We start from the raw sequence: 12,329 nt of genomic DNA on the forward strand, positions 1-12,329 counted from the left end.
GGGCGCCCCTGCTGCGTCGCGTCGCTCCGGTCAGGACCCGGCGCCGCCCTCCACGAACGGCGGCTTCTTGACCTCCGCGGCGATCTGGCGACCGCGCACGTCGATCGTCACCTCCTGACCGTCCTGGACGCCGCGGTCCAGCAGCGCCAGCGCGATGCCCTGCTTCAGGGTGGGCGAGAAGGTGCCCGAGGTGACCTCTCCGATCGTGTTGCCGTCGGCGTCCAGCACCGCGTAGCCCGGGCGCGGGATGCCGCGGCCGGTGACGAGCAGCCCCCGGGACAGGCGGCTCTCCTTGGCCGCGCGCTGGGCGGCGAGCGCCTCCTTGCCCCAGAAGCTCTCCTTGTCCCAGCCCACGGACCACGCCGCGCGCGCCATCACCGGGGTGATGTCCAGGGACAGGTCGTTGCCGTGCAGCGGGTAGCCCATCTCGGTCCGCAGCGTGTCTCGCGAACCGAGCCCGCACGCCATACCGTCGAACGGCTCCATCGCCGAGACCACGGCGTCCCACAGGGCCGAGGCGTCCTCGACCGCGCAGACCAGCTCGTAGCCGCGCTCGCCGGTGTAGCCGGTGCGGCACACCGTCATCGGGTGGCCCTCCCACTCCGCGTCGACGAAGCTCATGTAGCTGTGGCCGGTCGGCAGCCCCAGCGACTGGAGCACCTCGTCGGCCTTCGGGCCCTGGACCGCCATGATCGCGTGCTGACCGTGGGTGTTGTCCACGGTGATGCCCTCGGGCGCCGCCTCGGTCAGCCGGCGGAGCACCTCGGCGGTGTTGGCCGCGTTGGGGATGAGCAGGAGGTCCTCCTCGGACCGTAGGTAGACGATGAGGTCGTCGACGACCCCGCCGTTCTCGTCGCAGCACATCGTGTACTGCGCCCTGCCCGGCTCGATCCGGTCGAGGTCGTTGGTGAAGCAGGAGTTGAGGAAGTCCTTGGCGCCCGCGCCGGTCACCTCCGCGGTGCCCAGGTGCGAGACGTCGAACAGACCCACCCGTTGCCGGACGGCGGCGTGCTCGGCGACCACCCCTCCGCCCGGATACTCGATCGGCATGGACCAGCCGCCGAAGTCAGCCATCTTGGCGCCCAGTTCCACGTGCTTGTCGTGGAGGGGCGACGTCTTTGTCGTGGAGTCGCTCATGCAGGCCAGCCTAGCCACTGTCGTGGTGGCCTATCCTCGTGGGCGGGATACTCCGCACCCGCTCCACACCCGCACCCGCTGACAAGGACGTTCCTCATGGCCGAGACCAGCCGCACCGCGCTCACCCTCACCGACCAGGCTCCCGGATCGCTGGAGGCGGACGCCCTCGTCCTCGCCGCGACCAAGGACGGCGAGCGCGTCGTCCTGGTCGCCGACCACGGGCTGGAGGAGCAGACCGCGACCCACGTGGAGCAGGCGCTGGCCTCCCTCGCGGCGGAGGCCTCGGCGGAGGAGGCGGTGCGCCTCACCGGCGTGCCCGGCGTCGCCGCCCCCCTCGTGGTCGTCGTCGGTATGCCGTCAGGCCCGGCCGCGCGCACCGAACGGCTGCGGCGGGCGGCCGGGGTGGGCGCCCGCGGGCTGGCCGGTCGCGGCCGCGCGGTGTTCGCGCTGGGCCAGTCCGGCACCGAGGAGGCGACCGCCGTCGCGCAGGGGGCGGCCCTGGGCGCCTACACCTTCGCCAGCCACCACGGCGTGGGCAAGGCCGAGAGCGACAAGCCGGCCCTGGGCGAGGCCGTCGTCACCGGCGTGGGCGCCGAGGAGGCGGAGTCGGCCACCGCCGCGGCCACCACGGTCGTGGGGGCCGTGCGCTGGGCGCGCGACCTGGTCAACACCCCGCCCAACGTGCTCTACCCCGAGTCGTTCGCCGACCTGGTCACCGAGCGTCTGGCCGGCGGCAAGGTCTCCGTCGAGGTCTGGGACCCGCAGCGGCTCCAGGAGGAGGGCTGCGGCGGCATCCTCGGCGTCGGAAACGGCTCGGCCCGCGGGCCACGCCTGGTGACGCTGCGCTACGCTCCGGAGGGCGCGAGCAAGCACCTGGCTCTGGTCGGCAAGGGCATCACCTTCGACTCCGGCGGCCTGTGCATCAAGCCGGGCGCCTCGATGGTGACGATGAAGATGGACATGGCCGGCGCCGCCGCCTCCGCCGCCGCCGTCCAGGCGGTCGCCGAGCTGGGCCTGCCGGTCCGGGTGACGGCATACCTGTGCCTGGCCGAGAACATGACCGGCGACCTGGCCCAGCGTCCCGGCGACGTGGTGACCATGCGCGACGGCCGGACGGTGGAGATCATCAACACCGACGCCGAGGGCCGCCTGGTCATGGCCGACGGGCTCTCCCTGGCCACCGAGCAGCAGCCCGACGCGATCGTGGACATCGCCACGCTCACCGGTGCCTGCATCATCGCCCTGGGCGACCGGACGATGGGCGTGATGGGCAACGACGACGAGCTGCGCGACACCGTGGCCCGGCTGGCCACCGAGGCCGGCGACGCCGCCTGGTCGCTGCCGCTGCCGGAGGAGATCCGGCCGGCGCTCGACACGCCGGTCGCCGACCTGAAGCACACCGGCGAGCGCTCGGCGGGCGCCAGCGTGGCCGGCACCTTCCTGCGCGAGTTCGTCGGCAAGCGCGGCGAGGGCGAGGACGCCGCGGACATCCCGTGGGCGCACCTGGACATCGCCGGGCCGGCCTACAACGAGAAGACGCCGTGGGGCTACAGCCCCAAGGGCGCGACCGGCTCCGGCGTGCGGGCGCTGGTCGAGGTGGCCCGCAGCCTCGCCGGCTGACGGACCCACCTCGACCACAGCCAGCCACCACGCCGCAGCGGCACCGCGCATCGCACGAAGGGCACCTCCCGAGCCGGGAGGTGCCCTTCGTGTCCGTGCGGACTGAGGTCGGCTCAGCCGCTCTTGCGGCGGAACATCTGCTGGGTCCCTGAGGTCTTGGCCCTGCGTGCCTCGTCGACCTTGCCGTGCTCGGAGCTGTCCGAGACGTCGGTGCCGGCGTGGGCCTGCTTCTTGGCCAGTGCCTCGCGGAACTTGGCCTTGACCTCGTCCGTGACCGGATTGTCGTTCACGGCCACCTCCTTCTCCCGGGGACATGACACCGCTACTCTCGCACGTCCGCGCCCCTCGCGCACCAGGTTTGCGGCGGGCTCCGACGGTCCGTCGCCGGCGCCGGGGGTCGTGGCCCCCTCAGACGTGGTGCAGCAGGCGCAGCGCGTCGTAGACCGCGGCGTGGATGTTGCGGCTGGACACGGCGTCGCCGACCCGGAAGAGCTGGTAGGCGCCGTCGGGGTTGGTCGCCACCTCCTGCGGCCGGCCGGCGATCAGAGCCCGGTGGTCGACCTCCCCCAGGTTGCTCGAGCCGGGGACGAGCGCGTGGTAGAGCTCGTCGTTGGGCAGGGTCCCGTGCTCGACGACGACGCGGTCGACGGTGCGCTCGTGGGTGCGGTCGGTGTACTCGCTCCACAGGGTCGCCACCAGCCGGCCGTCCTCGCGGCGCACGCCGGTGAGCCGGTGGGCCAGCTCCACGACGACGTCGTGCTCGGCGAAGGCGCGCAGGTAGGCCGGCGAGTTCATGCTGCCGACCAGCGGCGCGAGCATCCGCTCCGGCGTGACGAAGCGCACCCGCGCACCGTCGGCCGCCAGCCGCTCGGCCGCGTCCATGCCCGGCTCGGCGCCGTTGTCGTCGTAGACGAGCACCTCGCCGCCGGTGCGCAGCCCGCCGTCCATCACGTCCCACGTGTCGTTGACGAGGTCCTGCCCCTCCTCCAGGAAGCTGCGGTCGGGCACTCCCCCGGTCGCCACGACGACCAGGTCCGGGTCCTCGGCGAGGACGTCCCCGGCCTCGGCGTAGACGCCGAAGCGCAGCTCCACCCCGGTCCGTCTGGCCTCGGCCACCCGCCAGTCCACGATGCCGACGAGGTCGCGCCGCCGCGTCGAGGCGGCGGCCAGGCGCACCTGCCCGCCGGGCGCGTCGGAGGCCTCGAGCAGCACGACGTGGTGGCCGCGCGCACCGAGCACGCGCGCCGCCTCGAGCCCGCCCGGGCCGGCCCCGACGACCACGGCCCGCCGCACCCGGCCGGTGGTGCGGCGCAGCACCTGCGGCAGCGACAGCTCCCGGCCGGTGGCCGGGTTGTGGATGCACTTGGCGTCGCCCGACTCGTAGATCGCGTCCAGGCAGTAGTTGGCGCCCACGCACGGACGGATCTGCTCCTCCTCCCCGCGCGCGACCTTGGCGACCAGGTGCGGGTCGGCCATCTGGGCACGGGTCATGCCGACGAGGTCGACGAGGCCCTCCTGCACGGCATACCGGGCGGTGGCCACGTCGGCGATGCGGGAGGCGTGCATGACGGGCACCGAGGTGGCGGCACGGATCTCCCCGACGAACTCGAGGAAGGGCGCGGCCGGCGTGCCCATCGACGGGATGACCCTGGCCAGCGTCGCGTCGCTGTCGATCGTGCCGCGGATGACGCTGAGGAAGTCGACGCCGTCGCCCACGTAGTCCCTCAGCGCGGCGAGGGCCTCCTCGCGCTCCAGCCCGCCGGGCCGGTCCTCGTCCATCGACATCCGGATCCCGACGACCATGTCCGGTCCGACCGCCTCGCGGACCGCGCGCAGCACCCGTCGCGGGAAGGCCTCGCGGTTCGCCAGGCTGCCGCCCCACGCGTCGGTGCGCCGGTTGGTGGCCGGGGAGAGGAATCCGTCGAGCAGGTGCCCGTAGGCCTCCAGCTCGATCCCGTCCAGGCCCGCCTCGAGGCAGCGCGCGGCCGCGTCGGCGTAGTCCTGCACGATCCGGTCCAGGTCCCACTCCTCGGCGACCTTGGGGAAGGCCCGGTGCGCCGGTTCGCGCAGCGAGGAGGGGTAGACCAGCGGCAGCCAGTCACCGGTGTAGTTGCTCGACCGGCGGCCCAGGTGGGTCAGCTGGATCATCACCGCGGCGCCGTGCTCGTGGACCTCCTCGACGAGGTCGCGCAGCGCCGGCACCGCCTCGTCGCGGTAGAGCTCGAGGTTGCCGAAGGCCGGCGGGCTGTCCGGCGAGACCACGGCCGAGCCGCCGATCATCGTCAGGCCGACCCCGCCGCGGGCCTTCTCCACGTGGTAGGCGCGGTAGCGCGCCCCGGGGAGCCCGTCCTCGCTGTAGGCCGGCTCGTGCGAGGTGCTCACCACCCGGTTGCGCAGCCGCAGGCCCCGCAGGTCGTAGGGCTGCAGGAGGGGATCTGTGGTGCGCACACGCACAGTGTGGAGGGCAACGCCGCAGAAGGGAAGGGGCGCAGGAGGAGCGCCGGCCCCCGGACGGGGGCGCACGGCATACCTCCCTGAGACGCGGGACGCTCCTGGGTGGCAGGATGGCGGCATGGCTGCCGAAGAGTTCGACATCGTCATCCTGGGTGCCGGCAGCGGGGGCTATGCCTGCGCGCTGCGCGCCACCCAGCTCGGACAGCGCGTCGCGCTGGTGGAGAAGGACAAGCTAGGAGGCACCTGCCTGCATTACGGCTGCATCCCTACCAAGGCGATGCTGCACAGCGCCGAGGTCGCGGACTCGGTGCGCGACGGCGCCCGGTATGGCGTGCACGCCGCCCTGGAGGGGATCGACCTCGCGGCGGTGCACAAGTACAAGGACGGTGTGGTCGGCCGCCTGCACAGGGGGCTGCAGGGGCTGGTCAAGGCCGCCGACGGGATCACCTACGTCGAGGGCGAGGGGCGGCTGACCGCGGCCGGCACCGTCACCGTCGGGGATCGCGAGCTCCGCGGCAAGCACGTGGTGCTCGCGACCGGCTCCTACGCGCGCACGCTGCCCGGGATCGAGATCGGCGGGCGGATCATGACCAGCGACCAGGCGCTGACCCTGGAGGAGGTGCCGGCGCGCTCGATCGTGCTCGGCGGCGGCGTCATCGGGGTGGAGTTCGCCTCGGTGCTGCGCAGCTTCGGGTCCGAGGTGACGATCGTGGAGGCGCTCGACCGGCTCGTCGCCGCCGAGGACCCGGCGATCTCCAAGACGCTGGAGCGGGTCTTCCGCCGGCGCAAGATCACCGCCAAGACCGGTGTCAAGGTCACCTCCGTCACCCAGGACGACCAGGGCGTGCGGGTCGAGCTCGAGGGCGGCGAGGTGCTCGAGGCCGACCTGCTGCTCGTGGCCGTGGGCCGCGGGCCGCGCTCGGAGGGCATGGGCTTCGAGGAGGCCGGCGTCACGGTCGACCGCGGCTTCGTGCCCACCGACGAGCGGCTGCGCACCAACGTCGAGGGCGTGCGCGCCGTCGGCGACCTGGTGCCCGGGCCGCAGCTGGCGCACCGCGGGTTCGCGCACGGCATCTTCGTGGCCGAGGACATCGCCGGGCTGGACCCGTCGCCGGTCGTCGACTCCTTGATCCCCAAGGTCACCTACTGCGACCCGGAGATCGCCTCGGTCGGCCTGACCGAGGCGCAGGCCCGCGAGGTCCACGGCGAGCAGGTGAGCACCTACGAGTACAACCTCGGCGGCAACGGCAAGTCCCAGATCCTGGGCACGACCGGCTTCGTCAAGCTGGTGCGCTCCGGCCCGGAGGGTCCGGTCGTGGGCGTGCACATGGTCGGCGCCCGGATGGGCGAGCAGGTCGGCGAGGCGCAGCTCATCGTCAGCTGGGAGGCCCTGCCCGAGGACGTGGCGCAGTTCATCCACGCCCACCCGACCCAGAACGAGGCGCTCGGCGAGGCCCACCTGGCGCTGTCCGGCAAGCCGCTGCACGCCCACGCCTGACCCGCCGCCCACACCTGCGTAGACTTCGAAACCCCGGACGAGGAGAGACAAGAGACATGTCGGAACGTGTAGCGATGCCCGCCCTCGGTGAGTCCGTCACCGAGGGGACAGTGACCCGTTGGCTCAAGAGCGTCGGCGACGCCGTCGAGGTCGACGAGCCGCTGCTGGAGGTCTCGACCGACAAGGTCGACACCGAGATCCCCTCCCCCGTGGCCGGGACGCTGCTGGAGATCCTCGCGCAGGAGGACGACACCGTCGAGGTCGGCGCCGACCTGGCCGTCGTCGGTGACGCCTCGGAGTCCTCCGGGGGCTCCGGCGACGGCGGTGGCGACGAGCAGCAGGTCGAGCAGCCTGCCGACGACGCACCGGAGCAGGAGCCTGAGCAGCAGGAGCCCGCTCAGCAGGAGCCTGAGCAGGTGGCCGAGCGGCAGAGCGAGCAGCCGCCCGCCCAGGAGCAGACCGAGCAGGCGGCCCCGTCCGGGGGCGGCGAGGTCTCCGGCGGCGAGACCGTCACCATGCCCGCGCTCGGCGAGTCCGTGACCGAGGGCACAGTCACCCGCTGGCTCAAGGCCGAGGGTGACCAGGTCGAGGTCGACGAGCCCCTGCTGGAGGTCTCCACCGACAAGGTCGACACCGAGATCCCCTCCCCCGTGGCCGGCGTGCTCACCAAGATCCTGGCCCAGGAGGACGACACGGTCGAGGTGGGCGGCGAGCTGGCCGTCATCGGCGGCGAGGCAGGCGGGGGTGCCGGCGCGTCCGAGCCCGCCGGGCAGCCGCAGGCCCACGGATCCGCCGCCGCGGAGGAGGCGGCCCCCGAGCCGCAGCCGGAGTCCCAGGCACCCACCGAGCAGCCGGAGCGCTCCGGTGGCGACGCCGAGGCCGAGGACGACCTCGGCGGGATCGCCAAGGAGCACGAGCGTGCCGCCGAGGAGTCGGCGCGCCAGGGCGGCACCGCCAGCTACCAGGACCCGGGCCAGGCGTCCGGGGTCGGCACCAGCCAGGCCGCCGGCGGTCAGGCACAGGCCGGCGGCCAGGCACAGGCCGGCGGCCAGGACGTGTCGGCCTACGTGACCCCGCTCGTGCGCAAGCTCGCGGCCCAGAACAACGTCGACCTCGCCTCCCTTCAGGGCACCGGTGTCGGCGGCCGGATCCGCAAGCAGGACGTGCTCGACGCGGCGAAGGCCGCCGAGCAGGCCGAGCAGGCCCAGGCGGCCCCGGCCGCACCCGCCCAGCAGCAGCCGGCACCCGCCGCCCAGGCGGAGCAGAAGCCGGCCGGCGGCGCGGCGCCCAGCGCCGAGTCGGAGGCCAAGCGCGGCACGACGGAGAAGATGTCGCGCCTGCGCAAGGTCATCGCCACCCGGATGGTGGAGTCGCTGCAGGTCAGCGCGCAGCTGACCACGGTGCTCGAGGTCGACGTGACCAAGATCGCCCGGCTGCGCAAGCGTGCCAAGGACGACTTCCTCACGCGCGAGGGCACCAAGCTGTCCTTCATGCCGTTCTTCGCACAGGCGGCGGTCGACGCGCTCAAGCACCACCCGATCGTCAACGCCAGCGTCGAGGACGACACGATCACCTACCACGCCTCGGAGAACCTGGGCGTGGCCGTGGACACCCCGCGCGGGCTGCTCGTGCCGGTCATCAAGGACGCGGGCGACCTCAACATCGCCGGCCTGGCCCGCAAGATCGCGGACCTGGCCGAGCGGACCCGGGACAACAAGGTGGGTCCGGACGAGCTGTCCGGGGCGACCTTCACGCTGACCAACACCGGGTCGCGCGGGGCGCTGTTCGACACGCCGATCATCAACCAGCCCAACGTGGCGATCCTGGGCACCGGCGCGGTCGTCAAGCGCCCGGTCGTGGTCAGCGACGAGGACGGCGGGGAGACCATCGCGATCCGGGACATGGTCTTCCTGGCGCTCAGCTACGACCACCGGGTGGTGGACGGCGCCGACGCGGCCCGCTTCCTGTCCACCATGAAGGAGCGTCTGGAGGACGGCAACTTCGAGGTCTGAGCATGTTCGGGTCGAAACGGAGCACCCCTTGACGACACAGGTTCCCCCGTCCACCGGCCGCACGGTCGCCCTCACCGGCGCCAGCGGCATGATCGGCTCCGCACTGTCCGAGGAGCTGCGAGGACGCGGCGACCAGGTCCTGCACCTGGTCCGCCGCGCCCCTCGCGCCTCCGGGGACCCGCAGCTGCCGCCCGGCGTGCGGGAGGCCCGGTGGGAGCCGGGGGTCAGGCTGGACCCCGCCGTGCTCGACGGCGTCGAGGGCGTGGTGCACCTGGCCGGCGCCGGCATCGGCGACCACCGGTGGACGGCGGCGCGCAAGCGGCTGCTCATGTCCTCCCGCCTGGAGGGCACCGAGACGATCTCCCTGGCCGTGGCCGCCCTCCCGGCCGGCTCGCGACCTCGGCTGCTGTCAGCCTCCGCGGTCGGCTTCTACGGCGACCAGGGCACCGACCTGCTCACGGAGGAGAGCGGGCACGGCCAGGGCTTCCTCGCCGAGCTGTGCCGCGAGTGGGAGAACGCGACCTGGCCCGCCGAGCACGCGGGTGCCTCGGTCGCCCACCTGCGCACCGGCATCGTCCTCTCCCCGCACGGCGGGGCGATCGCCCGGATCATGCCGCTGGCCAAGGCCGGCCTGGCGGGGCCGCTGGGCCGCGGGGACCAGTACTGGTCCTGGATCACGCTGCACGACCACGTCCGCGCCGTCGTCTTCCTCCTCGACCACCCTTCGCTGACCGGCCCGGTGAATCTCACCGGGCCCGATCCGGCCACCCAGACCGCGGTGGTCAAGACGCTGGCCGAGAAGCTCAACCGACCGGCCATCGTGCCTGCCCCGACCGTGGCGCTGCGCCTGGTCCTGGGCGAGATGGCCGGCGAGATCCTGACCAGTCAGCGGGCGCTGCCCACCGTGCTGCGCCACGCGGGCTTCGGCTGGGACCACTCCGAGCTGGGGGTGGCGATGGAGTGGTTGACCACCCAGCGCAAGCGCGCCAAGAAGGCGGGCTAGGGCCGGGGCGACCGACCCGTGCCGGAGGGCGGGGGTGGCAATCGGGACGTCGCTCGTGCTTCCGGCTCATCGTGTGGAGCTCTCGTCCTGGGGCGCCCACGACCACAGCAGCCACCCTGCCTCGTCGCGGGCCAGCACGAGGCGCACCCGCTCCGTGCTCCCGGGCTCCTCGACCACGGTCTGCCCCGAGGTGTCGGTGCCGGTCAGCGGCGCCCGTGCCACCGCGGCGTCGACGGTGAGCCGGTCCCCGGCCTCCTCGACGAGGACAGCGCGCTCGACGCGGAAGGAGACCTCTGCGTAGCGGACGCCCTGCGCGCGCGCCTCTTCCAGGGCGTCGGCCTCGGCGGCCAGCGCCGGTGAGCCCTGCGCCGTGACCGAGGCGAGCAGGTCCGGGTCCCCCTCCTCCCAGGCCAGCGCCCGTGCGTCGACCAGGGCCTGCACCGTGCTCAGGAGGACCTCGTCACCAGCAGGGTCGGTCCCGGCTCCCGGCAGGGCGGCCTCCTCCACCGGCTCCGAGGTGGCCTCCGCGACCGCCGCCTCCACCGGCTCCACGGGGCCGTCCGCGGCCGCTCCCTCCTCGACGGTCACCGTGGCGGCCGGCGGCCCGCCCGCCAGGGCGCTCCGGAGGTCCACCCCCACGAGCCGCGCCGCGCCGACGACCCCGACCAGGACCAGCACGGCGAGCCCGGCCCACGCCGCTGCGCGCACGCCCGGGCCGGTGCCCCCGGCGCGTGTTCCGTCCGGGACCGCCTGCCGGTGCTGGCCCCGGGCACGCCGGGCAGGCTCCGCCGGTCGGCCCGGCACCGACCTGCGCTCGTGCGGCTCGCGCCGGCCGGAGCGCCCACCGGCGCTCGGCCGGACGTCCACCGGCTCACGCCGCCGGCGCGGCAGCCGCAGTCCACGCCTCCTCGTGGGCTCCGCGTCGGCCCGCTCGGCAAGGTCGTCGCGGGCCTGCTGACGCAGGCGCTCGGTCAGGCCGTGCCCCGGGTCGGCGTCCGGGGCCACCTCGACCGGCTCCGGTGCGGCCGTCGCCAGCAGCGCCAGGGCGACCTCCTCCGCGTCCGGCCGGTCGCCCGGCTCCGGCGCCAGGCAGCGGGTCACGAGGTCGGCCAGCCCCGCCGGCAGCGCGGGCGCGAGCTCGACCAGGTCGCCCCGGGCCCACCCCGGCCCCGGCGGCTCGCCCGCCAGCGCCAGCCAGCAGACCGCACCGAGCTGGTAGACGTCCGACTCCTGCGTCGCCGGGAAGCCCTCGACCACCTCGGGCGCGACCAGACCCTGGTCCGCGCCGGTCCCGAGCGGACCGGCGTGGGCCGACCCGGCGACGCGGGCAGCACCGAGGTCGGAGAGCAGCGGCATGCCGTCGCCGGTGAACAGCACGTTGCCGGTCGACAGGTCGCCGTGCACCATCCCCCGGCCGTGCAGGTCCACCAGCGCCCCGGCGACCGGCTGGAGCGCGGTGACCAGCTCCCCGGCGGAGAGCCGGCGCCGGCGGGACAGCACCTGCGCCAGGGATCCTCCCCCGGCCAGCTGGGTCGCCAGCGCCACCGCGGCGGGTCGTCCCGTCTGCGGGTCCGGCAGCGGCAGCACGTCGTAGAGCCGCACCACGTGCTGGTGGCGCACCCCCGCCAGCAGCCCCGCCTCCCGCAGCCCGGCGGCGACGTCCCCGTCCGCCCGCTCCAGCACCTTCAGCGCCACGACGAGGCCGTCGGCGCGGCGCCGGGCGCGCCATACCGTGGCGCTGGCCCCGTGGCCGAGCGGCTCGAGCACGTCATACCCGGGCACCAGGGGCGCCCGCTCCGTCCCAGAACTGTCCACGGCGACCACGGTGCCAGCACCGCTCCTCCGCCCGCAGAACTTATCCACAGGCACGCGCGTAGAGTGACGCCCATGCGCTTCGAGCACCTCGGTTTCGGGCCGGACTACGTGGACTACCAGCAGGCCTGGGACCACCAGCGCGAGGTCCACGCCAGGGTCGTCGCCGGCGAGCTGCCGGACACCGTGCTGCTGCTGGAGCACGCCGCCGTCTACACCGCCGGCAAGCGGACCGAGCCGCACGAGCGACCGCTGGACGGCACGCCGGTCATCGACGTCGACCGGGGCGGCAAGATCACCTGGCACGGGCCGGGGCAGCTGGTCGGCTACCCGATCGTGCACCTGCCGCAGCCGGTCGACGTGGTCTGGCACGTGCGCCGCCTCGAGGACATGATGATGGGGGTATGCGGTGAGCTGGGCCTGCAGACCTCCCGCGTCGAGGGCCGCTCGGGGGTGTGGCTGCCCGCCGACCGCGCCCGCCCCGAGCGCAAGATCGGCGCGATCGGGATCCGGGTCAGCCACGACGTGACGATGCACGGGTTCGCGCTCAACTGCGACAACGACCTGGGCTACGCCGACGTGGTGATCCCCTGCGGCATCGCCGACGCCGGCGTCACCTCGCTGTCCAAGGAGCTGGGCCGCGCCGTGAGCGTCGCCGAGGTGCTGCCGCTGGCGACCGCGCACCTGGAGCGGGTGCTGGAGGGCGTCCCTACCTGACCGCACGACCCGCCGGCGCGACCCGCCGGGACACGCGCGTGCAACAGGTGGCCCGTGAACGACATACCCGTGGTGT

General features: G+C 74.0%; 9 protein-coding genes. 5 read left to right on the forward strand and 4 right to left on the reverse strand.

Annotated elements, in window-relative coordinates:
- Window positions 1–30: 30 nt before the first annotated feature.
- Complete coding sequence (gene gcvT / locus DV701_RS05285) at window positions 31–1,137, reverse strand: glycine cleavage system aminomethyltransferase GcvT (RefSeq protein WP_114927372.1); 1,107 nt, start codon at window positions 1,135–1,137, stop codon at window positions 31–33.
- Between the two features lie 96 nt (window positions 1,138–1,233).
- On the opposite strand from gcvT, the gene DV701_RS05290 reads away from it, so the two are divergent.
- A complete protein-coding gene (locus DV701_RS05290) occupies window positions 1,234–2,757 on the forward strand; it encodes a leucyl aminopeptidase (protein ID WP_114927373.1) in 1,524 nt (507 codons plus the stop codon).
- A 113-nt stretch (window positions 2,758–2,870) separates the two neighbouring features.
- Here DV701_RS05290 and DV701_RS18140 read toward each other — a convergent pair whose 3' ends face one another.
- Complete coding sequence (locus tag DV701_RS18140) at window positions 2,871–3,047, reverse strand: DUF5302 domain-containing protein (RefSeq protein WP_162802821.1); 177 nt, start codon at window positions 3,045–3,047, stop codon at window positions 2,871–2,873.
- Window positions 3,048–3,165: 118 nt separating this feature from the next.
- Window positions 3,166–5,205 carry an NADH:flavin oxidoreductase gene (locus tag DV701_RS05295; protein WP_228255240.1) on the reverse strand — a complete coding sequence of 680 codons (2,040 nt, stop codon included), beginning with the start codon at window positions 5,203–5,205 and terminating at the stop codon, window positions 3,166–3,168.
- 124 nt (window positions 5,206–5,329) lie between these two features.
- On the opposite strand from DV701_RS05295, the gene lpdA reads away from it, so the two are divergent.
- From lpdA to DV701_RS05310, 3 genes are read left to right on the forward strand one after another with little or no spacing between them, the layout of a single operon-like run.
- Window positions 5,330–6,709: a dihydrolipoyl dehydrogenase gene (gene lpdA / locus DV701_RS05300; RefSeq protein WP_114927375.1), complete on the forward strand. Its 1,380-nt coding sequence runs from the start codon at window positions 5,330–5,332 to the stop codon at window positions 6,707–6,709.
- Window positions 6,710–6,765: 56 nt separating this feature from the next.
- Window positions 6,766–8,721, forward strand: coding sequence for a 2-oxoglutarate dehydrogenase, E2 component, dihydrolipoamide succinyltransferase (gene sucB / locus DV701_RS05305; protein WP_114927376.1), 1,956 nt, complete (start codon window positions 6,766–6,768; stop codon window positions 8,719–8,721).
- Window positions 8,722–8,749: 28 nt separating this feature from the next.
- Window positions 8,750–9,724 carry a TIGR01777 family oxidoreductase gene (locus DV701_RS05310; protein WP_228255241.1) on the forward strand — a complete coding sequence of 325 codons (975 nt, stop codon included), beginning with the start codon at window positions 8,750–8,752 and terminating at the stop codon, window positions 9,722–9,724.
- 66 nt (window positions 9,725–9,790) lie between these two features.
- On the opposite strand, the gene DV701_RS05315 is transcribed toward DV701_RS05310, so the two are convergent.
- Window positions 9,791–11,539: a serine/threonine-protein kinase gene (locus DV701_RS05315; RefSeq protein ID WP_162802822.1), complete on the reverse strand. Its 1,749-nt coding sequence runs from the start codon at window positions 11,537–11,539 to the stop codon at window positions 9,791–9,793.
- A 72-nt stretch (window positions 11,540–11,611) separates the two neighbouring features.
- On the opposite strand from DV701_RS05315, the gene lipB reads away from it, so the two are divergent.
- Window positions 11,612–12,253, forward strand: coding sequence for a lipoyl(octanoyl) transferase LipB (gene lipB, locus DV701_RS05320; RefSeq protein WP_114927378.1), 642 nt, complete (start codon window positions 11,612–11,614; stop codon window positions 12,251–12,253).
- Window positions 12,254–12,329: the final 76 nt, after the last annotated feature.

This window comes from Ornithinimicrobium avium (assembly GCF_003351765.1).
Lineage (GTDB): Bacteria > Actinomycetota > Actinomycetes > Actinomycetales > Dermatophilaceae > Ornithinicoccus > Ornithinicoccus avius.